This window comes from Baekduia sp. Peel2402, from assembly GCF_052567285.1.
This window is the reverse complement of sequence record NZ_CP199582.1, coordinates 1,465,984-1,486,620: the sequence shown is the minus strand read 5'-3', so window position 1 is coordinate 1,486,620 and position 20,637 is coordinate 1,465,984. Positions and strand designations below refer to the sequence as shown.

Sequence of the window (20,637 nt, the reverse complement as noted above, 5' to 3'; positions counted from 1 at the left end):
CTGAGCGCTCGCACGACCGGCGGGAACTCGCCTGGCGGCTCGTTCCCGCGCTGGAGGTGCTGCCGGCGTGACCGCCGCCGCTCCGCGTTTCCCCCTGACCGCGATCGTGGGCCAGGACGACCTGGTGACCGCGCTGCTGCTGTGCGCCGTCGATCCGGGGCTTGGCGGAGTGCTGGTGCGCGGGGAGCGTGGGACGGCGAAGACGACCGCGGTGCGGGCGCTGGCGGCGCTGCTGCCCGCGCAGGACGTCGCGCGCGGGTGCCCGTATGGCGCTGCGCCAGGCGAGGCGTGCCCGTGCGAGGACGAGCATGTTGGGGTGGAACGTCGCGACGCGCCGATGGTCGAGTTGCCGCTGGGCGCGACGATCGAGCGCGTTGTTGGTGCTCTTGATGTCCGTCGCGCGCTCCAGGAGGGACAGGCCGTCTTCGAGCCAGGTCTGCTCGCCGCCGCGCATCGTGGTGTGTTGTACGCCGACGAGGTCAACCTGCTGCCGGACGCCGCCGTCGACGTCCTGCTCGACGTCGCCGCGAGCGGCGTCAACGTGGTCGAGCGCGACGGCCACGGCGTTCGCCACGCGGCGCGGTTCCTGCTGGTCGGCACGATGAACCCCGAGGAGGGCGAGCTGCGTCCGCAGCTGCTGGACCGCTTCGGCCTCGGCGTCGAGGTCCACGCGCCCGGCGACGCCGCGCTGCGCACCGAGGTCGTGCGGAGGCGGTTGCGCTTCGACGCTGACCCGGCCGCGTTCGTCGGGGAGTTCGCCTCCGGGGAACACGACCTCGCCGGCCGCCTGCTCGCCGCCTGCGACCGCCTGCCGAGCGTCCGCCTCCCCGACCGCCAGCTCATCCGCATCACCACGCTCTGCGCGCGCCTCGGCGTCGACGGCCTCCGCGCCGACCTCGCGACCACCCGCGCCGCCCTCGCCCTCGCCGCGCTCGACGGAGCGGAAGAGGTCGAGGACGCGCACGTCGAGCACGCCGCAACCCTTGCGCTCACCCACCGCCTGCGCCGCGACCCACTCGCCCCACCGCCCTCGCCGCAGACCGTCAAGGACGCGCTCGCCGACCAGGACGACGACGAACCCGACCCCGACCCGCCAAGCGACGGCCCCTCCACCGAGGCCGATGAGCCGAGCGAGGACGCCTCGCGCGAAGACTCCGCCCCCGCCCCCGCCAGCACCGCGCCGAGCGACTCGGCTTCACGCCCCTCGGCCGCCGACGGTCCCTCCGACGCCGAGCCCGATCCCTCCGCCCTCGCGCCCGTCGTCGAGTTGCGGCGGCGGAAGGGCGGCGGTGCCGCTGGCCGCCGGGCGCGCGCGAAGGGCGTGGGTGTCGCCGTCGGCGCGCGTCACGGCACCGACGACGTCGCGATCCTGCCGACGCTCCTGGCCGCGCGGCGCGAGCCCGTTCAACCCCATCACCTTCGCTCGCACCAGCGCGAGGGTCGGCAGGGCGTCCTGCTCGTCCTCTGCGTCGACGCCTCTGGATCGATGGGCGCGCGCAAGCGCATGGCCTTGGTCAAGGGCACCATCTTGGCGCTGCTCGGCGACGCCTACCAGCGCCGCGATCGTGTCGCGCTCGTCACCTTCCGCGGCGCAAGCGCCCAGTTGCCGCTGCCGCCGACCGGCGCCGTCGACCACGCGGCCGCCGCGCTGCGCACGCTGCCCACGGGCGGCCGGACGCCGCTTGCCTCCGGGCTAACCCTCGCCGCGGAGGTCGTCCGCCGCGAGCGTCTGCGTGAGCCCGACCGCGCCGCCGTCGTCGTGCTCGTCTCCGACGGCCGCGCCAACGCGGGCGGCGACCCCATCGACGTCGCCGCCCGGCTGCGCAAGCAGGACATCCAACTTGTGGTGGTCGACGGCGAGCAGGGCCCCGTCCGCCTCGGGGGCGCCCGGCGCATCGCAGCGGCCGCCGACGGCACCACGATCGACCTCGACCCGCGCGCGGACGGCTCTGCCCTCGCGACCCGCCTGCGCGCCCTCGCCGCATGACCGAGAGCACCAACATGCCGACCGACACCACGCACACGCCCGACGACCAGGGCTCCGCCGACCCGATCCGCCGCAAGCCGCGCGACAAGCCGTTGTTGATCGTCAACACCGGCCACGGCAAGGGCAAGTCCAGCGCCGCCTTCGGCATGCTGCTGCGCTCCTGGGCGCGCGGCTACCGCTGCGGCGTCTTTCAGTTCGTGAAGTCCGGCAAGTGGAAGGTCGGCGAGGCGAAGGCCGCCGCCGCGCTCGGCGGGATCGACTGGGAGAAGATGGGCGACGGCTGGTCGTGGATCTCGCGCGACCTGGAGGAGTCGGCCGACAAGGCTCGCTTCGGCTGGGAGCACGTCAAGGAGTGCATCGCCACCGAGCGCTACGAGTTCTTGCTCCTCGACGAGCTGACCTACCCCATCAAGTACGGCTGGATCGAGGAAGACGATGTGGTTGCCACGCTGCGCGATCGTCCCGGCTTCCAGCACGTCGTGGTCACCGGTCGCGACGCGCCCGCCGCGCTGATCGAGGCCGCCGACCTCGTCTCCGAGGTCGTCAAGGTCAAGCACCCGATGGACGCGGGCATCCGCGCGCAGCAGGGGATCGAGTGGTGACCCCGCGCATCCTCATCATCTTGGACGGCGCCGCCGAGCCCGTCTGGCCGTGGCCGTCGACGCTGGAGGAGGCGCGCATGCCCGCGCTCGACGTCCTCTGCGACCGCGGCGCCGTCGCGCGCGTCGCGACCACGCCTGAAGGCCTACAACCTGGTTCGGAGGTCGGGATCCCGACGCTGCTCGGCGCACCGCCGAGCGCGCCGGTCGACCGCGGGCTGATCGAGGCGGCGGCCGCGGGGATCGACGTCCCGGCCGGCGCGAACGCCTACCGAATCGACCTGCACCACGCCGACGGCCGCCGCGCGGTCACCGCCGAGGCGCTGCTGCTCGCGCCGGAGCTGTCTAGCGCGCTGCCCGACCACGCGGTCCAGCATCTCAAGGGCCATCGCTTTCTGGCCGTCGGGATCGAGCGGCCGCAGATCGCGTCGGTCGCCGCGCTCGACACCTACATCTGGGAGGACGGCGCCGGTCTGGACGGCGCGCTGGAGCCGGGCGCGGTCCTCATCGCCGCCCCGGGCGCGGCGTCGGGCTGTGGCCGCTTGCTCGGGGCGACGGTCATCAACCCGAAGGGCGCGACCGGCGACGTCGGCAGCGACCTCGCCGCCAAGGCCGGCGCCGCGCTGCATGCCCTGCGCGAGGGTGCGCACACCGTTGTCGTTCACGTCGGTGGCGCCGACGAGGCCGCTCATCATCGCGATCGCCTCGGCAAGCGCGCGATGCTCGAGGCGGCCGACACCGACGTCATCGGCCCGCTCGCCCGCGCAGCGGCGGCCTATGGCGCGGCGATCGCCGTCACCTCCGACCACGCGACCTGCGTCGAGACCGGTCAGCACCACGGCGACCCCGTCCCTGCGGTCGTCGCCGGGCCGGGCGTCGCGCCGTCGGGCGCGGTGCGGTTGCACGAGCGCCTGGTCGTCCGCGCGCCGGTGTGGGACGGGCCGTTCGCGCTCGTCTCGCCGTCGTCGTCCTCGTCGGAGGCGTGGCGATGACCGCTGGCCGGCTCGTCATCGCCGGGACCCACTCGGGTGCAGGCAAGACGACCGTCGCCTCCGGCTTGATGGCCGCGCTGACCCGCGCCGGCCACGCGGTCGCACCGTTCAAGGTCGGCCCTGACTTCATCGACCCCTCGTACCATCGCCTGGCGACCGGCCGTCCGGGACGCAACCTCGACGCCTACATGTCGGGGCCCGAGCTGATCGCGCCGCTGGCCGTCCACGGCTCGGCCGGCGCGGACCTCGCGATCGTCGAGGGCGTCATGGGGCTCTTCGACGGCGCGTCGGGCGGCGGCGAGCTGGCGTCGACGGCGCAGGTCGCCAAGCTGCTCCAGGCCCCCGTCGTGCTGGTGGTCGACGCGAGCGCGATGGCGCGGTCGGTGGCCGCGATCGTCCACGGCTTCGCGACGTTCGACCCGGAGCTGAAGCTCGGCGGCGTCGTGCTGAACCGCGTGGCGAGCGACTGGCACGAGGAGCTCTTGCGCGAGGCGATCGCGCCGACCGGCGTCCCGGTTCTTGGTGTCCTCCGCCGAGACGCCGCGCTCAGCGTGCCCGAGCGCCATCTCGGCCTGGTGCCGGCGGTCGAGCGCGAGCCGCACGCGCGCCGGATGCTCGACGGGCTGGCGGAGACCATGCGCGCTGGGGTCGACCTGGAGGCCTTGGTCGCGCTGGCGCGCAGCGCGCCCGCGCTGGACAGCGTGGAGGCGTGGTCGCCGGAGCCGTCGACCGAGGATGGCGCGGCGCTTGCCGAGGCCCGCATCGCGGTCGCGGGCGGCCCGGCGTTCTCCTTCCACTACGCCGAGAACCACGAGCTGCTGGCCGCGGCCGGTGCCGAGCTGGTGTCCTTCGATCCGTTGGCCGACGAGGAGCTGCCGCCGCGCTGCGGGGCGCTCCTGCTCGCGGGCGGCTTCCCGGAGGTCTTCGGCGCTGAGCTGTCGGAGAACTGGGCGCTGCGCGCCGAGGTCGCCGCGTTCGCGCGCCGGGGCCGTCCGATCGTCGCCGAGTGCGGCGGGTTGTTGTACCTGTCGACCGAGCTGGACGGCCGCCCGATGTGCGACGTCGTCCCGGCGCGTGCGTGGATGGGGGAGAAGCTGACGCTCGGCTACCGCGAGGCCGAGTCCGCCGCCGACCACCCGGCCTGGCCGCGCGGCACCGTGGCGCGCGGGCACGAGTTCCACTACAGCTCGGTCGATCCGGCGGCGGATGAGCTCGCGCCCGCCTGGACGCTGCGGGCGCGCGGACGCGAGCGCTCCGAGGGCTTCGTGCTCGGCGGCGTGCACGCGTCCTACCTGCACACGCACTGGGCGGCGACGCCGGAGGTCGCGACGCGCCTGGTGTCCGCGGCGGCGGGGGTGGCCGCATGACCGCCGGTGCGCTGGTCGGCGTCGGCGTCGGTCCTGGCGACCCCGAGCACCTCACCTTGAAGGCCGTGCGCGAGCTGCGTGACGCCGACCGCGTGTTCGTCCCCGCGACCGCGGCGTCGTCGGGCAGCGCGGGTCGGGCGGAGACCGTGGTCGCCGAGCACGTCGCGCCCGAGCGCCTGGTCCGCCTCGGCTTCGCGATGACCGACGCGGGCGGTCGCGACGCCAAGTGGGACGCCGCGGGCGCGGCGATCACCGACGTCGTCCGTGACGGCGGCACCGCCGCTTTCGCCACCCTCGGCGACCCGGCGTTGTACTCCACCTTCGCCTACGTCGTGCACACCGTCCGCGCGCTCGTGCCGGACGTCACCGTTCGCACCGTCCCCGGCATCACCGCGATGCAGGACCTCGCCGCCCGCACCGGCTCGCTGCTGGCCGAAGGCACCGACGGCCTCGCGCTCGTCCCCTGGACCGCAGGAGAGGACCGCGTCCGCGCGGCGCTGGGCGCGTTTGAGACCGTCGTCATCTACAAGGGCGGCCGCGAGTTGCCGCGCCTCCTCGACGTCGTCCGCGAAGCTGGTCGCGAGGACGAGGCGTCGGTCGGCACGCACCTCGGGCTCGACCAGGAGTCCGTCACCGCCGCCCACGCGACGAACGGCCCCGCGTCGTACTTCTCCACCGTCCTGGTCACGCCCGCGCGCGACGGAGCACCGCGCGGAGGGCGGCTCGAGCGATGAGCGGCGCCGCGCACGGCGAGCAGGTTGTCGCAGAAGTCCGGACGGCGCTGCATGACGCCGCGCCCGAAGTCAAGGTGCTTGCCTTGATCGTCTTCGCGCTGAGCGTGGCGTTCGTGCCGCGCGGTGCGTGGTGGCCGTTTGCGGTCGACTTGGCCGTCGTCGCCGTCTTCGCGGCTTGGGGGCGGGTGCCGGTGCGCGGGTTGCTCGTGCGGTTGGTCGTCGAGATCCCGTTCCTGTTGTTCGTGGTCCTGCTCCCGGTCGTCGCAGGCGCTGAAGGCTGGGCGCTGGCCGGCGCGATCGCCGCGAAGGCGACGCTCGTCGTGTTGGCGACCGGCGTGCTGAGCGCGACGACGCCCGCGGCGGAGATCGTCGCCGGGCTAGAACGGCTGCGCGTGCCCGCGACGTTCACGGCGATCGGCGCGCTCGCGGTTCGTTACCTCCAAGTCGTCCTCGACGAGCTGCGCCGGGTCAACACCGCGCGGATCGCCCGTGGCGACGACGCGCGGTGGTTCTGGCAGGCGCGTGCGGTCGCGCAGTCGACGGGCACGCTCGCCGTCCGCTGCCTGGACCGCGGCGAGCGCGTCCACGGTGCGATGCTCGCCCGCGGCTGGGACGGCCGCATGCCGCGCGTCGGCAGCGAGGCGGTCCTGCGTGCCAATGCCATTGCCTTCGCGGCGCTCGGCGCGCTGCCCGTGCTGGTCGCCACGATCGGGGCGAGATGGTGAGCACCACGGTCGCCACCCAACCCGCGCTGCTCGTCGTCGGCCACGGCACCCGCGACGCTGATGGCCTCGCGGAGTTCCATCAGCTTGCGTCGCTCGTGCGCGACGCCGCGGGCGAGATCCCGGTCGAGACGGGCTTCATCGAGCTGGCCGAGCCGCTGGTCGACGAGGCGGTCGACCGGCTCGTCGCGCGCGCCGCGCCGCGGGCGGTCGTCTCGGTTCCGCTCGTCCTGCTCGCCGCCGGGCACCTCAAGAACGACGGGCCCGCGACGCTCGCGCGCGCTCGCGGCCGCCATCCGGGCGTCGCGTTCTCGATGGGGCGCGACCTGGGGATCGACCCGGCCGTCCTGGCGGTCGCCGAGGACCGGATCCGCGCCGCGCTGCCAGCAGACGGCCACGATCCGCAGACCACCGGCGTCGTGCTCGTCGGCCGCGGGTCGTCGGATCCCGACGCGTGCGGCGACCTGTACAAGGTGGCCCGCCTGCTCGCCGACGGCCGCGGGCTCGGGATGGTCGAGCCGGCGTTCGCGGGCGTCGCCCAGCCGGACGTCCCCGCCGCGCTGGAGCGGCTGCGGCGCCTCGGCGCGCGCACGATCGTCGTCGCGCCGTTTCTGCTGTTCACGGGGGTGTTGGTCCCGCGGTTGTACGCCAAGGCCGAGGCCTATGCCAACGAGCACCCGGAGCTGGACGTCCGCGCCGCCGCGCATCTCGGGCCGGACCGCCGCCTCGCGCGGCTGGTGCTGGAGCGCTACCGCGAGGCGCTCCAAGGCGACGTGCGCATGAACTGCGACCTTTGCACCTACCGCGTGCGGTTGCCCGGCTACGAGGACAAGGTCGGGATGCCGATCGCGCTGACGCCGCACGGCGACGCGCCGGCGAGCGGCCGTCGCGGCCGGCGCCGCGCGACGCGCGCGCCCCAGGCGGCGCCCGCGGTGCTGGCCCCGCCGCCGCGCGAGCGGGCGTTGCACCCGGCGCCGCCGCTCGCCGACGGCGCGGCCGACGCGACGCCCGCCGTCGAGCTGCGCGACTTGTCTTACGCCTACCCCGACGGCACGCCGGTCCTGGAGAGCGTCTCGCTGCGCGTCGCCCCCGGCGAGCGCGTCGCGATCCTCGGGCCCAACGGCGCGGGCAAGACCACGCTTGCGCTCCAGCTCAACGGGATGCTCGAGGGCGCGAGCGGCGACGTCGCCATCCACGGAACGACGCTCGGCCCCAAGACGCGCCGCGACATCCGCCGCCGCGTCGGCCTCGTCTTCCAGGACCCCGACGACCAGCTCTTCCTGCCGACCGTCCGTGCTGACGTCGCGTTCGGCCCGGCCAACCTCGGGTTGAAGGACGAGGAGTTGACCGCCCGAGTGGACGAGGCGCTCGCGCGCGTCGCGATGACCGACCTCGCCGACCGCGCACCGCACGCGCTCTCCGCGGGCCAGCGCCGCCGCGCTGCGCTGGCCGGCGTCCTGGCGATGCGACCCGATGTCCTCGTGTTGGACGAGCCCTCGTCGCACCTCGATCCGGCCGCGCGCCGCGAGCTGGCCGACGTGTTGGTGTCGCTCAGCCTGACCGTGCTGCTCGTCACCCACGACCTGCCCTACGCGCTGGAGCTGTGTCCGCGCGCGGTCGTGCTCGACCAAGGACAAGTGGTCGCCGACGGACCGACGCGCGAGATCCTCGCCGACGAGGGCTTCATGCGCGCCCACCGCCTCGAGCTGCCCGCCGGCTTCAACCCGCTCGCCGCCTGAGATGACCGGGACGTTGCACATCGTGGGCCTCGGCCCGGGCGGGGCGGAGCACCGCACGCTGGCGGCGACGCGGGCCGTCCGCGACGCCGAGGTCGTGGTCGGCTACGGCGCCTACGTCGACCAGGTCGATGACCTTGTCAACGACGGGCAGCGCGTGATCCGCGGCGTGATGGGCGAGGAGGAGCGGCGCGCTGACGAGGCGCTCGTGCTCGCGGCCGAGGGCGCGCGGGTGGCGCTGGTGTCCAGCGGCGACGCGGGCGTCCACGGCATGGCCGCGCGCACGCTGGCGCGCGCCGCCGAGCTGGACGATGGCGACCGACCCAAGGTCATCGTCTTGCCCGGCGTCAGCGCCGCCCAGGCCGCTGCGGCCGTCGCGGGCGCGCCGTTGACCGATGACTTCGCGGTGGTGTCGCTGAGCGACATCCACATGTCGTGGGACCGCATCGAGCACCGCCTTCGGGCGCTGGCTCCGAGCGGGATCGCGCTGGCCCTCTACAACCCGCGCTCGTCGCGGCGGACCGAGGGCTTTGATCGCGCGATCGCGATCCTCCGCGAGGCGCGCGGGGACGACGGGCCGGTCGTCCTCGCGCACGACGTCACGCGGCCGGGCGAGCAGGTCGAGCGCACGACGCTCGGCACGCTCGACCCGGAGCGCGTGACGATGCGCACCGTCGTCTTGGTCGCGGGCGACACCGCCGCCGAGGCCGGGCCGTGGCTGGTCGCCCTCCGTGGCGACGCGGCGGTGCGCGCATGACCGTCACGCTCGTGGGCGCCGGGCCGGGCGACCCCATGCTGTTGACGGGCGCGGCGCGCGCGGCGTTGGAAGCCGCCGACGTGGTGGTCTACGACCGCCCGTCGGCGGACGCCGTCGTCGCGCTCGCGCGGCCAGAGGCGGAGCGACGGTGCGTCGGCCTGATGCCGGGCCGTCGCGCGCTGTCGCAAGACGAGGTGAATGCCTTGCTCGTCGAGTTGGGCCAGACCGGAAGCAACGTGGTGCGGTTGAAGAGCGGCGACCCGTTCGTCGCCTCGCGCGGTGGGGAGGAGGCGGCGGCGCTGCGTGCGGCGGGCGTCTCGGTCGCCGTCGTGCCCGGCGTCTCCAGCGCCCTCGGCGCGCCCGCCGCCGCCGGCATCCCGCTGATGCTCCGCCAGCTCTCGGTGACCGCGACGATCGTCGACGGCAACGACGACCCCGAGCACGGCCACCCGCCGAACTGGGAGATCCTCGCCCAGCTCGGAGGCACGTTGGTGATCTTGATCGGCCGCGGCCGGATCCGCCGCATCGCTGCGAAGCTGATCGCCGGCGGCCTCTCGCCGCAGACGCCGATCGCCGCGATCTCCGCCGCATCTCGGCCGCAGCAGATCGTGGAGCGGGGCACGCTCGGCGACCTTCCCCGTCCGCTTCCGCCGCCGGTCACGTTCGTGGTCGGCGACGTGGCCGCGCTCGACCTGACCGCCGCCGCCGCGCGCGAGGAGGTCGTCCGTGCACATCCCTGACGGCTTTCTCTCCGGCGAGGCGTGCGCGGTCGGCGCGGTCGCGGCCGGCATCGGCCTCGCTGTCTGCCTGCGGCAGGTCAAGCGGTCCGAGCGTGAGCGGGACCTGCCGATCGCCGGCCTGGCGGCGGCGTTCTTCCTCGTCGGCGACGCGCCGATGTTCCCGATCACGGTCGGGACGCAAGGACACCTCCTTGGCGGTGCGCTCGCGGTGTGCTTGCTCGGCCCGTGGCTGGGCGCGATCACGATCGCGGTCGTCGCGGTGATCCAGGCGCTCGCGCTCGGCGACGGCGGGATCTCGACGCTCGGTCTGACGATCGTGACGCTCGCGCTCGTCCCGGCGTTCGTCGGCTACCCCATCATCTTGGTGCTTCGCAAAGTCCTTGCCCTGCCGCTCGCCTGCGGCGTCGGCGCGGCGATCGCGGTCGAGTTGTCGGCCTTGACGTTCGTCGGCGAGTTCGCGCTCGGCGCCGACGTCCCGATCGACCTGTCGAAGATCGCCTGGTCGACGCTCGGCGCCTACGCGGTGATCGCGGTCGTCGAGGGTGCGCTGACCGCGCTGATCGTGCGCGCGCTGAAGTCCGTGCGGCCAGACCTCGTGCGGGTGGTGACGGCATGAGCGGCGGCGGGTTGGTGTCCTTCGTCGGCGCGGGACCGGGCGCGCCGGACCTTCTGACGCTGCGCGCGGTCGCGGTGCTCGAGCGCGCGGACGTCGTCGTCTGGGCGCGGTCGCTGGTCGACCCGGCGATCCTCGAGCACACGAAGGACGGTGCCGAGCTCGTCCCGTCCGACGACCGGACCCACGAGCAGGTCGTGGAGATCTACGCGCGCGCGGCGCGGGAGGGGCTGCACGTGGCACGGGTCCACAGCGGCGACCCCACCGTCTACGGCGCGCTTCACGAACAACTCCAGGCGTGCCGCGCGCTGGGCCTGGAGACCGAGATCGTGCCGGGCGTGTCGTCGGTGAGCGCCGCCGCCGCGGCGCTCGGCCAGGAGCTGACGATCCCCGACGTCTCGCAGTCGCTGATCTACACGCGCCGCCCGACGCGCACGTCGATGCCCCCGAACGAGCAGCTCGTTGAATTCGCACGGCACGGGACCACGTTGGTGCTGTTCCTGAGCGTCCGTCGCCCGCGCGAGCTGCAGGCCGACCTCCTCGAAGGCGGCTATGCGCCCGAGACGCCGTGCGCGGTCGTCTACCGGGCGTCCTGGCCGGACGAGCTGGTCGTGCGCTGTGCGCTGAGCGACCTCGCGGCGTCGATCAAGACGAACAAGATCACGACGCAGGCATTGGTGTTGGTCGGGCCGGCGCTGGGCGACACCTCGTGTGCCGGGCGCTCACACGTCTACGACCCCGGCTACGGCCACCGCTACCGCCCGCTCGGCCGGCCCGACCGCTACAAGAAGACGAGGGTCACGGATGGCTGATCTCCGGGAGCCCAACCTCCCCGCCTCCGCGCGCCGCGTCGCGACCGGCAAGCTCCGCTACGGGTGGACGACCGGCACCTGCTCGGCCGCCGCCGCGAAGGCCGCGGCGCTGCTGCTGCGTGACGGCGATCCGCCGAGCGAGGTCATCGTGCCGCTGCCCAAGGGCGAGCGGCGACCGTCGTTTCCCGTCGAGCGCTGCGAGCGCGATGGTGATGGGGCGGTTGCCGTCGTCATCAAGGACGCCGGCGACGATCCCGACGTCACGCACGGCGCCCACCTCACCGCGCGCGTGACGCTGACCGAGACGCCGGGGATCGTGCTGCGTGGCGGCGAGGGCGTCGGGACGGTCACGCGCCCCGGCCTGGGCCTGGAGGTCGGAGGCCCGGCCATCAACAAGGGTCCGCGCGCGCAGATCACGGCGGCGGTCGGCGAAGTGCTGGATCTCGATGCCGTTGGCGTGGACGTTGAGATCTCCGTCCCGGGCGGCGAGAAGATGGGGCGCCGGACGTCGAACCCGCGCCTGGGCATCCTCGGCGGGATCTCGATCCTCGGAACGACCGGGATCGTCCGGCCGTTCTCGACCGCCGCCTGGCGCGCGTCGGTCGGCCAGGCGATCGACGTCATGGACGCCCAGGGCGCCAAGACGGTGGTGTTGACCACCGGCGGACGGACCGAGAAGGCGGCGCGCAAGCTGCTGCCCGAGCTGCACGAGGTCTGCTTCGTCGAGGTCGGCGACTTCACCGGCTACGCGCTCAAGCGCGCCGCCAAGCTGGAGTTCGAGCGCTGCGTGTTCGTCGGCATGGCGGGCAAGCTCGCCAAGCTCGCGGCCGGGATCATGATGACCCACTGGACGCGCTCGAAGGTCGACCCCTTGTTCTTGGCCGACGTCACGCGCGAGGCCGGCGGCGACGAGGCGCTGGCAGCGGCCGTCGCGGAGTCCAACACCGGCCGCCACGCGTGGGAGCTGTGGGAGGGCGCGGGCCTGGTCGCCGCCTCCGATCTCTTGTGCGCGAAGGTCGCCGAGAACCTCGCCGCGCACGTCAAGGGCGCGTTGGTGGTGGACTGCGCGATCGTCGACTTCGAGGGCGCGCGGTTGGCGGGGGCCTCGCCGGACGCGCGCGAGCGACTTGATGTGATGGGGTTGAACGGCGCGTGACGGTCGCGGTCCTCGGCGTCCACGGCGACCGCGTCCCGCCCGGGACCGAGCCGCTGCTCGAACGCGCGGAGCTGGTCGTCGGCGGGGCGCGGCAGCTGCGTGCGCTTGCGCCTGCGGGGGTCTCGACGTTGACGCTCGGCGCCGGGGTCGACGCCGCGCTGAGCGAGGTGTCGTCCTTTGAAGGGCCGGTTGCGGTGCTGGCGTCGGGCGACCCGGGGTTCTTCGGGATCGTGCGGGCGCTGCGGCGTTCGCTGCCGCCGGAGCGCCTGGCAGTGCACCCGGCGCCGGCCAGCGCGGCGGTCGCCTTCGCGCGGCTCGGCCTGCCGTGGGACGACGCGCTGCTCGTCAGCGCCCACGCACGCGACCCGCGTCCGGCGCTGGCCGCGGCGCTGCGCCATCCGAAGGTCGCGATCCTCACGGATGGCGAGGCGACGCCCGTGTGGTTCGCGGAGCGGATGCGCGGGTGGGGCGAAGCGCGGACCCTCGCCGTCGCTGAACGCCTGGGCGATCCCCAAGAGCGGGTGGTCGCCGGCACGCCCGAGGAGATCGCCGCGATGGCCTTCGAGCAACCCAACGTGGTGGTGTCGCTCGGGCCGGGCACGTCGACCGAGCTGCTCGGTCCCGCCTGGGCGCTGCCCGAGGAGGACTTCGACCACCGCGCCGGGATGATCACCAAGCGCGAGATCCGGGCCGTCGCGCTCTCACAGCTCGGCCCGCGGACGGGCCAGCTGATCTGGGACGTCGGGTGCGGCAGCGGATCGGTGGCGATCGAGTGCGCGCGGTTGGGGGCGGCGGTGGTGGCGATCGACGACGACCCGGACGCGATCGCGCGCACGCGCGGGAACGCCGAGGCGTTCGGCGTGCCGGTGCGGGTCGTGGAGGGCCGCGCGCCGCGCGAGCTCTGCGGGCTGCCCGATCCCGACGCGGTCTTCGTCGGAGGCGGGGGCGAGGACCTGGAGACGATCGTCGACGCGGCAGCGGCACGTGAGACCGCCCGCGCGGTCGTCGTCACGCTGGCGCTGATCGAGCGCGTCGGCCCGGTCTTGGAGCGGCTGCGCGCCGCCGGGATGGAGGCCGAGGCGACGCTCGTGCAGGCGTCCCGGCTGGCGCCGCTGGCCGGTGGGCATCGCCTGGCGGCGATCAACCCGGTGGTCGTGGCCGTGGGGCGGCGGGCATGATCGCGGTCGGCGTCGGCGCCAGCCGCGGCTGCCCGGAGCGCGAGTTGAAGGACTTGGCCTCCGCGGCGCTGGACGATGCGGGACTGACGTGGGGGGATGTCGATGTGATTGCCTCGGCCGACGTGAAGGCCGGCGAGCCCGCGGTGCTCGCGCTGCCGGCGCCACGGCGAGCCTTCTTCGCCGCGGACGTGCTGGCGCGTGTGCCGGTCCCGACGCCGTCGGCGGTCGTCGCGGCGCACGTCGGCACGCCGAGCGTCGCCGAAGCGGCGGCGCTGCTGGCCTGCGGCGCGGGCGCCGAGTTGTTGGTGCACAAGCGTCGATCGACGCACGCGACGTGCGCGGTGGCAAGGTCATGATCTACGCGGCGACCACCGACTGCAAGGGCTGCGGCGCGTGCCTCAAGACGTGTCCGGAGCGCGCGCTGCGCCCGGCGCCCGCGTGGTTCGACGGGCCGCCGCTGCTCACGTTGGTGGACAAGTGCACGGGCTGCGGCGAGTGCCTGGAGATCTGCCCGGCGGACGCGTTCATAGAGATGGATGAGAAGGAGGCCCCGTGGCCGGTGGTCGTGTAGCGCACCCGATCGAAGTCGAGTCGATGGGGATCCTGCGGTCGCGGTACGACTTCACGCGTTTCGCGCCGTTGTCGCGCGCGGTCGCCGAGCGGGTCTGTCACGCGTCGGCGGACTTGTCGTTCGCGAATTCGCTGGTGCTCGACGAGGAGGCGCTGCGCGCGGGGCACGCGGCGCTGGCCGACGGCGCGCCGATCTACGCGGACGCGCGCATGGTCGCGGCCGGGATCACGTCGCGCGAGGTGATCGTGCCGCTGGCGGATCCGCGCGTGCCGGCGCTGGCCGAGGAGGCGGGGACGACGCGCAGCGCGGCAGCGATGCGGCTGGCCGCGCGCGAGGCGCCGGCGGGCGCGGTCTGGGTCGTCGGCAACGCGCCGACGGCGTTGTTCCAGCTGTTGATGGAGTCGCCTGCGGCACCGGCGCTGATCGTCGGGCTCCCGGTCGGCTTCGTCGGCGCGGCGGAGTCCAAGGACGCGTTGGTGGCCAGCGGGCTGCCGTGCGTCGCCAACCGCGGCGAGCGGGGCGGCAGCGCGGTGGCGGTCGCGGCGGTCAACGCCTTGTTGTACGCATGACCAACGCCATCGTCATCGACTTCGGCGGCACGCGACGCTGCCTGTCGAGCAGCGTGGTGGGTGGCGGCCTGCGCGACGCGCGCGCGTGGCTGAACCTCCAGGTCGAGCACGGCTACGCGCGGATGGACCCCGAGGAGCACCTGCGCGAGGAGATGCGCGCGCGGGGCCTGGACGTGACGACGACGCTCGGCGCGATGACCGCCGCCGACGTGTCGCGTGCGACGACGTGCGAGGAGCCCGGCGCGGGGCGAGCGGTCGCGACGGTCGGCATCGGCGTGCCGCTCGCCGCCGCGGGGCGCCTGCTGCGCTCGGTCCCGAAGGTCAACACCATCAACCTGCTCGTGCTGGTCGAGGTGCCGTTGACCGACGCCGCGCTGGTTTACGCCGTGCAGACCGCGACCGAGGCGAAGGCCCAGGCGTTGGCCGACGCGCGGATCCAGGCCGAGAACCACGACGGCTTCGCCACCGGCACTGCGACCGACAGCGTCTGCATCGCCGCCCTTCCCGGCGCCACCGAGCCCTTCGCGGGCCCGATGTCCTCCGCGGGGGTGGCGATCGCGCGATGCGTCCACGCGGCGGTGCTTGAAGGCGCGGTGGACTTCGTCACGCGCCGGCGCGCAGCGGAGGGCGTCTAGGTTGTCGCTCGCGCGCGGCGTCGGGCTGGCCGGTGCGGTGGCGCTCGACGCGCTGCTCGGCGATCCGGCGCGGTTGCATCCGGTGGCGGGCTTCGGGACGGCGGCGACGGCGGTCGAGCGAGTGGTCTACCGGCCGTCGCGAACTGCTGGCGCGGTCTACACCATCATCTTGGTCGCGGTGCCGGCGGTCGGCGCGCGGCGGCTGGGCGGTGGCGGCGCGGTTGCCGTCGCGGCGTTCGGATGGGCGGCGCTCGGTGGGCGGTCGTTGCGGCGGACCGCGGAGCGGATGGCGGACTTGGTCGACGCGGGCGAGATCGAGGCGGCACGAGCGCTCGCGCGGTCGCTGGTCGCGCGGCGGACGGAGGCGCTCGACGGCGCTGAGCTGACGCGGGCCGCGCTGGAGTCGCTGGCCGAGAACACCGCGGATGCGGAGGCCGGGACGCTGTTCTGGGGTGCGGTCGCGGGCGCGCCGGGCGTGGTGGCGCATCGGGCGGCGAACACGCTTGACGCGATGGTCGGCTACAAGAACACGCGCTACGCGGAGTTCGGGTGGGCGGCGGCGCGGCTGGACGACGTGCTCGGCTGGCCGGCGGCGCGGGCGTGCGCGGCGGCCACGGTCGTCGCGGCGGCGCTGTGCGGCGAAGACGCGCGGGGCGCGGTCCGCGCTTGGCGCCGTGACGGCGCCCACCATCCGAGCCCCAACGCAGGCCGCGTCGAGGCGGCGTTCGCGGGCGCGCTGGGCGTCACGCTCGGCGGGGCCAACGACTACGGCGGGACCGTCGAGGAGCGCCCGCGCCTTGGCGACGGTCCGCCGCCGGACACCGCGGCGCTGCGGCGCGCGATCCGGCTGAGCGCGATGACCTCGCGGGTCCTCGCAGCGGCCGCGGTGGGCGTGGGGGCGGCATGGCGCTGACGCTCGTCCTCGGCCCGCGGCGGTCGGGCAAGAGTCGGTTCGCGGAGACCTTGGCGCAGGACGCGGGCGCGGCGGTTGTCGCGATCGCGCCGCTGACGGTCACCGACGACGAGATGGCGGCGCGGGTGGTGGCGCATCGGGCGGCGCGGCCGGCGGGGTGGCGGACGGTCGAGGATGTTGATGTGGTTGGCGCGGTGCGGGCGGCCGAGCCGGGGGCGACGGTGCTGCTCGACTCGCTGGGCACGTGGGTCAGCGAGCGGCTGTGGCGCGCGGGGGCGTTGGAGGATCCTGGGAAGGCGCCGGCGGCGGCGTTGGCTGAGGAGGCGCGAGCGCTGGCGGAGGCAGCGGCAACGCGCGACGGGCTGACCGTGATCGTCGCCGAGGAGGCCGGCTGGGGACCGGTGCCGCCGAGCGGCGCGACCCGGCTGTGGCTCGACGTGCTCGGCGATTCAGCACAGGCGCTGAGCGCTGCGGCGGATCACGTTGTGCTGGTGGTTGCCGGACGTGCGATGGAGCTGCCGTGACCGACGTCCACGGCGACGTCTGGGCGCGCGGCGCGCGCTACGACCACGCGGTCAACGTCGCGACCGGCGGGCCGCCGGACTGGCTGCGCGCGCTGCTGCGACGCGAGTTGGACGACGAGGCGCTGACCGCCTACCCCGACGAGCGCGCCGCGGCGGAGGCGATCGCGTTCCGTCACGGCCGGGCGCCGGAGGAGGTCGTGCTGCTCAACGGCGCGGCGCACGGGTTCGCGCTCGTCGCGCAGGTGCTCGCACCGCGGCGGCCGGCGGTCGTCCACCCGCAGTTCACCGAGCCAGAGCGCGTGCTGGGCGGTGGGGTGGAGCAGCTCGTGCTGCGCGACCCCTACACGTTGGAGCGTGCGGCCGTTGACAAGGACATCGACTTGGTCGTCGTCGGCAACCCCACCAACCCGACGGGCGTCCTGCACCCGCGCGGGGCGATCCGCGGGCTGGTGAGGGAGGGGCGGACGGTCGTGGTCGACGAGGCGTTCATGGACTTCATCCCCGGCGAACCCGAGACGCTGGCGGGGGAAGGCGGTGCGGGCGTGATCGTCCTGCGCAGCCTCACGAAGATCCTGGCGGTGCCGGGGCTGCGCGTCGGCTACCTCATGGCCGACGCCGCGCTGGCGGAGCGCCTGCGGTCGGCGCGGTCGGCGTGGCCGGTCAACGGGCTCGCGCTCGCGGTGGCGCGCGCCACCGCGCTGCATCCGGAGCGCCTCGTGCCGGTCGCCGAGCGCGCGGCGCGTGATCGGGCGGCGCTGGGCGCGATGCTCGCCGCGCAGCTCCCTGACGCGCGCGTGTACCCAGGCGCGGCGAACTTCTTGTTGGTGGCGTTGCCGCCGGACGGGCCCGACGCGCTCACCACCGCGGCAGGACTGCGCGACGCGCACGGCATCGCGATCCGGCCGGCCTCGACGTTCCCGGGGCTCAGCGCGCACCACGTGCGCCTGACCCCGCGCGGCGGCGAGCACGACGCGCGGCTCGTTGCCGCGCTGCGGACCGCCGTCGCAGACGGCCGGTAGGCCGGCGCGCGGTGCGGCGCGCGCCGGCCTGCCCGCCACCCGCGACGGCGGCGCCGGAACCTACCCGGCTCGGAGGCTCAACGGCCGCGAGACCGCCGCGGTGACGGCGTCCGAGCCGACGACCGTGGCCGTTGCGCGCAGCTTCGCCCGCTTGGCGACCTTCAACTTGGTGCTGAACGCGCACTTGGCGTTCACCTTGACCGTCGCCTTGGCCACCGTCTTGCCGCCCGTCGTCAACGCGACCAGCACCTTCGTCCCCGCCGGGCACTTCGGCGACAACTTGCCGCTCAGCGTGAAGCGGTAGGGCGCGCGGCGCATCCGGTTCTGCGTGGCCTTGAGCGACACCGTGACGCTCGCCGGGCGGGAGACGGGCGCGGACGCGCCGCCGGCGGTGCCTCCGCGCGGAGGGGTCCCGCCGCCGTTCGAGCCGCCGCCGCCGTTCGAGCCGCCTCCCGGCGTCGAGCCGCCGCCGTTCGAAGGATCGCCGCCGGTCGAGCCGCCATCGCTCGGCGCGGGATCGCCGTCGCCGGGGTTGCCGCCCGTCGCGCCGCCCACCGGCACGTCCGCGAACCGCTCGCCCTTGCTCGACGTCGCGTGCACGGAGCCGAACCACTCGCCGGCCGGCAGGTCTCCCGCCGATGCCGAGTACGACCCCGCGCCGTCGTCCTTCAACGTCAGCGTCCGGGTCGTCTGGCCGTCGGCGCGCAGCTCTGCCGTCACCGTCGCGCCCGCGACGCCCGCCCCGCCATCGCGGAGCGTCGCCGTCACGACGCCGCCGTCGCGCGTCGCCTTCAGCACCAGCGGCGAGCCTTCGAAGGCGCCGACCACGGCCACGCTCTTCGCGCTGCCGCCCGACTGCGAGAGCCGCAGCGTCCAGGTGCCCGCAGCCGGGGACTCGGCGCGGTGGAAGCGCATCGGCGTCCGCCCGTCCTTCGAGCCCGCGACGACCGTGTCGACCACCGCGCCGCCCGGCGCGATCAGCGACGTCGTCACGTCCGGGCCGGCGGTCGTGCCGACCTCCAGCGCGGAGGCGGTGCCGACCGGGATCGCCACGTCGACCGTGCCGCCCGCCGGGATCGTGACGGTCTTGGCCACACCGGCCTGGAGGTCAGGCGTCGCGATCGCGGCGGGCGCGGGGGCTTCACGCGTGGCCGCCGCGCGGCGCGCCGAAGCGGGCACCGCCGACGCCGGCTTGGCGCCCGTCACCTGCTGGTAGACGTTCTCGGCCTGGTCGGGATCCAGCCCGATCCGCGGCTTGACGAACGACGAGTAGATCGACGCGAGGTCGGTCAGCTCCAAGTGCTGGGCGTAGGTCTTGGCGACGTCCTCGATCGTCCACCACGCGCTGCTCAGCGCGACGACCATGTCGCCGTGCTCGGGCGAGCTGCACGTGCGCTCCTCCCAGTCGCCGGCCATGATCGAGAACGGGACCATCCGCCGCTGCGTGATCTCCTTGTTGAAGACGCCCTCGACGAAGCTCGGCTTGAGCTGATCGGTCGGGATGCCCCACAAGGCCTTCCCGATCAGGTCCGCGCACGGCGAGCCCATGTTCGGCGTGCCCAGCATCACCAGGTGCGAGACCATCGGCCGGTAGTCGGAGAACGGCTCCGGCATCAGCTTCTGGATGTAGTACCGCGAGATCAGGCCGCCCATCGAGTGGGCGACGACGTCGACGTGCTGGGCGTTCTCGGTCTCGCGGACCGACTGGATGTACTCGGCCTCCTGGCCGGCGTTGTAGGCGATCGACTTCCCGACCGCCGGGTGCGTGTCCATGCTGCCCTTGCCCTTGTTGTCGCCAACGGCGTAGACGCGGTCGGCGAAGTCGGGGGCGATCGCCGACGGGATGACCTGCTTGGCGATGTCCCAGCCCGCCTGGTCGGCGTTCCAGCCGTGGACCGCGATGATCGGCTTGGGCCGGACCTTCAGCTTGACGAAACCGCCGCCCCAGCCGTTGCGGATCTCGAGCTCGCGGTCGATCATCGGCTTGCCCTTCTCCCACGCGAAGCCCGACGTGTCCCACTCGAACGTGACCTTCTTGGTCTGGCCCGCCGGGAACGTCGTGAACGGATCCTCGTTGGAGAAGCCGGCGTCGATCAGCTCGCGCTTGCCGACGCGCTCGCGCCACTTGACGATGGACTTGATCGTGTACGGCGAGGAGTTATGGAACGTCGCGGTGACGAACACGCGGTTGCCGTCGATCGTCCCCGTCGAGGGCACGTCGACCAGCTCGCCGGTGCGCACATGGACCTGCTCCAGCTCGACGTTGGTCAGGCAGACCGCGCACTCGACCTTCGCGTGGCCCTCGCCGCTGTAGCTGTAGCGGCAGTTCGGCAGGCCGTTGGGCGGGCACACCGCGTCGCCGGAGTTCAGCGGCACGTCGAAGGTCTTGCTCGCGGCGGCGGGCGGGTTGCCGCTGACCGGGATCGACACGTCGCCGACGACGCCGACCAGCGTAGAGCCGATCGCGTTGCCGGTCTTGTCGTTGTTCTTAGAGTTGGAGCAGGTGCTGCCGGTCGTGAAGTCGACCCAGCCGACGCCGCCGCCCGGGCCGAACTTGCCGTTCAGGCCGCGCGCGGGCGCCGGCGCGGTGATCGCCTTGCCGCCGTTCTTGCACGACAAGGACTCCCAGTAGTAGCCCTTGGTGGAGTCCCAATGGCGGAAGCTGGCGCTGACCGTGCCGCTACCGGGGTTCGACGTGTAGTCCTTGACCTCCATCGACGCGCCGCCGTCGTCGACGACCGACAGGCCGCCGTAGAGGTCGCCCGCGTAGGACGTCATCGAGAAGTCCAGGCCGGCGGTCTCGTTGTAGAACTCGTTGGTCTCGGGGTTGTTGGACTTCAGCGTGCCCGAGACGCCGCCGGAGTAGGTGACCTTGCCACCGACGACGACGGGGTTGACCGGCCACGAGGTGGCGGTGGCGGACGCGGCGCAGAACGCGAGGGCAAGGGCGGCGCACGCCAAGAGGGGGAGGAGACGACGGGGGAGCATGCCCAGACCCTCCCGAAGGAGGGCC

Annotated in this window: 21 protein-coding genes and 1 pseudogene; 21 read left to right on the top strand and 1 reads right to left on the bottom strand. The window is 74.2% G+C overall.

Features of this window, described 5'->3' with window-relative positions:
• Positions 1-67: 67 nt before the first annotated feature.
• From ACT01A_RS07345 to ACT01A_RS07245, 21 genes and pseudogenes are all read left to right on the top strand, one after another.
• On the top strand, positions 68-1,987 hold the full coding sequence (locus tag ACT01A_RS07345; protein WP_445151589.1) for a VWA domain-containing protein: 1,920 nt from the start codon (positions 68-70) through the stop codon (positions 1,985-1,987).
• Between the two features lie 14 nt (positions 1,988-2,001).
• Positions 2,002-2,589: a cob(I)yrinic acid a,c-diamide adenosyltransferase gene (gene cobO / locus ACT01A_RS07340; protein WP_445152806.1), complete on the top strand. Its 588-nt coding sequence runs from the start codon at positions 2,002-2,004 to the stop codon at positions 2,587-2,589.
• The gene (locus tag ACT01A_RS07335) at positions 2,586-3,578 is read left to right on the top strand and encodes a hypothetical protein (protein ID WP_445151588.1); all 993 of its coding nucleotides are present in this window, start codon (positions 2,586-2,588) and stop codon (positions 3,576-3,578) included. The genes cobO and ACT01A_RS07335 overlap by 4 nt, the downstream gene beginning before the upstream one ends.
• A complete protein-coding gene (locus ACT01A_RS07330; RefSeq protein WP_445151587.1) occupies positions 3,575-4,945 on the top strand; it encodes a cobyrinate a,c-diamide synthase in 1,371 nt (456 codons plus the stop codon). The genes ACT01A_RS07335 and ACT01A_RS07330 overlap by 4 nt, the downstream gene beginning before the upstream one ends.
• Complete coding sequence (gene cobI, locus ACT01A_RS07325) at positions 4,942-5,679, top strand: precorrin-2 C(20)-methyltransferase (protein ID WP_445151586.1); 738 nt, start codon at positions 4,942-4,944, stop codon at positions 5,677-5,679. Before ACT01A_RS07330 ends, cobI begins: the two co-directional genes overlap by 4 nt.
• Positions 5,676-6,404 carry an energy-coupling factor transporter transmembrane component T family protein gene (locus tag ACT01A_RS07320; RefSeq protein ID WP_445151585.1) on the top strand — a complete coding sequence of 243 codons (729 nt, stop codon included), beginning with the start codon at positions 5,676-5,678 and terminating at the stop codon, positions 6,402-6,404. The genes cobI and ACT01A_RS07320 overlap by 4 nt, the downstream gene beginning before the upstream one ends.
• Positions 6,398-7,084: pseudogene (locus ACT01A_RS07315) on the top strand (sirohydrochlorin chelatase); the annotation flags it as partial. The gene ACT01A_RS07320 and the pseudogene ACT01A_RS07315, both read left to right, overlap by 7 nt.
• A 252-nt stretch (positions 7,085-7,336) precedes the next feature.
• Entirely contained in the window at positions 7,337-8,140 is an 804-nt protein-coding gene (locus ACT01A_RS07310) for an energy-coupling factor ABC transporter ATP-binding protein (RefSeq protein ID WP_445152805.1), read from the top strand.
• 1 nt (position 8,141) lies between these two features.
• A complete protein-coding gene (locus ACT01A_RS07305) occupies positions 8,142-8,894 on the top strand; it encodes an SAM-dependent methyltransferase (protein ID WP_445151584.1) in 753 nt (250 codons plus the stop codon).
• Entirely contained in the window at positions 8,891-9,634 is a 744-nt protein-coding gene (gene cobA, locus ACT01A_RS07300; RefSeq protein ID WP_445151583.1) for a uroporphyrinogen-III C-methyltransferase, read from the top strand. The genes ACT01A_RS07305 and cobA overlap by 4 nt, the downstream gene beginning before the upstream one ends.
• Entirely contained in the window at positions 9,621-10,250 is a 630-nt protein-coding gene (locus tag ACT01A_RS07295) for an energy-coupling factor ABC transporter permease (protein WP_445151582.1), read from the top strand. Before cobA ends, ACT01A_RS07295 begins: the two co-directional genes overlap by 14 nt.
• Positions 10,247-11,059 (top strand): precorrin-4 C(11)-methyltransferase, encoded by an 813-nt coding sequence (gene cobM, locus ACT01A_RS07290; RefSeq protein ID WP_445151581.1) that lies wholly within the window; start codon positions 10,247-10,249, stop codon positions 11,057-11,059. Before ACT01A_RS07295 ends, cobM begins: the two co-directional genes overlap by 4 nt.
• A complete protein-coding gene (locus tag ACT01A_RS07285) occupies positions 11,052-12,215 on the top strand; it encodes a cobalt-precorrin-5B (C(1))-methyltransferase (protein WP_445151580.1) in 1,164 nt (387 codons plus the stop codon). The genes cobM and ACT01A_RS07285 overlap by 8 nt, the downstream gene beginning before the upstream one ends.
• Positions 12,212-13,393 (top strand): precorrin-6y C5,15-methyltransferase (decarboxylating) subunit CbiE, encoded by a 1,182-nt coding sequence (gene cbiE, locus ACT01A_RS07280; protein ID WP_445151579.1) that lies wholly within the window; start codon positions 12,212-12,214, stop codon positions 13,391-13,393. The genes ACT01A_RS07285 and cbiE overlap by 4 nt, the downstream gene beginning before the upstream one ends.
• Positions 13,390-13,749 carry a cobalamin biosynthesis protein gene (locus ACT01A_RS07275; protein ID WP_445151578.1) on the top strand — a complete coding sequence of 120 codons (360 nt, stop codon included), beginning with the start codon at positions 13,390-13,392 and terminating at the stop codon, positions 13,747-13,749. Before cbiE ends, ACT01A_RS07275 begins: the two co-directional genes overlap by 4 nt.
• On the top strand, positions 13,746-13,964 hold the full coding sequence (locus ACT01A_RS07270) for an ATP-binding protein (RefSeq protein WP_445151577.1): 219 nt from the start codon (positions 13,746-13,748) through the stop codon (positions 13,962-13,964). The genes ACT01A_RS07275 and ACT01A_RS07270 overlap by 4 nt, the downstream gene beginning before the upstream one ends.
• Before the next feature lie 23 nt (positions 13,965-13,987).
• Positions 13,988-14,533: a precorrin-8X methylmutase gene (locus tag ACT01A_RS07265; RefSeq protein WP_445152804.1), complete on the top strand. Its 546-nt coding sequence runs from the start codon at positions 13,988-13,990 to the stop codon at positions 14,531-14,533.
• Positions 14,530-15,168, top strand: a complete 639-nt coding sequence (locus ACT01A_RS07260; protein ID WP_445151576.1) for an adenosylcobinamide amidohydrolase — start codon at positions 14,530-14,532, stop codon at positions 15,166-15,168. Before ACT01A_RS07265 ends, ACT01A_RS07260 begins: the two co-directional genes overlap by 4 nt.
• A gap of 1 nt (position 15,169) precedes the next feature.
• Complete coding sequence (cbiB, locus tag ACT01A_RS07255) at positions 15,170-16,081, top strand: adenosylcobinamide-phosphate synthase CbiB (RefSeq protein WP_445151575.1); 912 nt, start codon at positions 15,170-15,172, stop codon at positions 16,079-16,081.
• Positions 16,072-16,605 carry a bifunctional adenosylcobinamide kinase/adenosylcobinamide-phosphate guanylyltransferase gene (locus ACT01A_RS07250; protein WP_445151574.1) on the top strand — a complete coding sequence of 178 codons (534 nt, stop codon included), beginning with the start codon at positions 16,072-16,074 and terminating at the stop codon, positions 16,603-16,605. The genes cbiB and ACT01A_RS07250 overlap by 10 nt, the downstream gene beginning before the upstream one ends.
• The gene (locus tag ACT01A_RS07245; RefSeq protein WP_445151573.1) at positions 16,602-17,624 is read left to right on the top strand and encodes an aminotransferase class I/II-fold pyridoxal phosphate-dependent enzyme; all 1,023 of its coding nucleotides are present in this window, start codon (positions 16,602-16,604) and stop codon (positions 17,622-17,624) included. Before ACT01A_RS07250 ends, ACT01A_RS07245 begins: the two co-directional genes overlap by 4 nt.
• A 60-nt stretch (positions 17,625-17,684) precedes the next feature.
• On the opposite strand, the gene ACT01A_RS07240 is transcribed toward ACT01A_RS07245, so the two are convergent.
• Positions 17,685-20,612, bottom strand: coding sequence for a DUF7379 domain-containing protein (locus ACT01A_RS07240; RefSeq protein WP_445151572.1), 2,928 nt, complete (start codon positions 20,610-20,612; stop codon positions 17,685-17,687).
• Positions 20,613-20,637 lie beyond the last annotated feature (25 nt).

Bases quoted from the DNA above. Each gene is read 5' to 3' on its own strand.
- cobA (WP_445151583.1), top strand. From the start codon at position 8,891: ATGACCGTCACGCTCGTGGGCGCCGGGCCGGGCGACCCCATGCTGTTG.
- ACT01A_RS07270 (WP_445151577.1), top strand. From the start codon at position 13,746: ATGATCTACGCGGCGACCACCGACTGCAAGGGCTGCGGCGCGTGCCTC.
- ACT01A_RS07275 (WP_445151578.1), top strand. From the start codon at position 13,390: ATGATCGCGGTCGGCGTCGGCGCCAGCCGCGGCTGCCCGGAGCGCGAG.
- ACT01A_RS07260 (WP_445151576.1), top strand. From the start codon at position 14,530: ATGACCAACGCCATCGTCATCGACTTCGGCGGCACGCGACGCTGCCTG.
- ACT01A_RS07240 (WP_445151572.1), bottom strand. From the start codon at position 20,612: ATGCTCCCCCGTCGTCTCCTCCCCCTCTTGGCGTGCGCCGCCCTTGCC.
- cobO (WP_445152806.1), top strand. From the start codon at position 2,002: ATGCCGACCGACACCACGCACACGCCCGACGACCAGGGCTCCGCCGAC.
- cobI (WP_445151586.1), top strand. From the start codon at position 4,942: ATGACCGCCGGTGCGCTGGTCGGCGTCGGCGTCGGTCCTGGCGACCCC.
- cobM (WP_445151581.1), top strand. From the start codon at position 10,247: ATGAGCGGCGGCGGGTTGGTGTCCTTCGTCGGCGCGGGACCGGGCGCG.
- ACT01A_RS07320 (WP_445151585.1), top strand. From the start codon at position 5,676: ATGAGCGGCGCCGCGCACGGCGAGCAGGTTGTCGCAGAAGTCCGGACG.
- ACT01A_RS07330 (WP_445151587.1), top strand. From the start codon at position 3,575: ATGACCGCTGGCCGGCTCGTCATCGCCGGGACCCACTCGGGTGCAGGC.
- ACT01A_RS07305 (WP_445151584.1), top strand. From the start codon at position 8,142: ATGACCGGGACGTTGCACATCGTGGGCCTCGGCCCGGGCGGGGCGGAG.
- ACT01A_RS07285 (WP_445151580.1), top strand. From the start codon at position 11,052: ATGGCTGATCTCCGGGAGCCCAACCTCCCCGCCTCCGCGCGCCGCGTC.
- ACT01A_RS07265 (WP_445152804.1), top strand. From the start codon at position 13,988: ATGGGGATCCTGCGGTCGCGGTACGACTTCACGCGTTTCGCGCCGTTG.
- ACT01A_RS07250 (WP_445151574.1), top strand. From the start codon at position 16,072: ATGGCGCTGACGCTCGTCCTCGGCCCGCGGCGGTCGGGCAAGAGTCGG.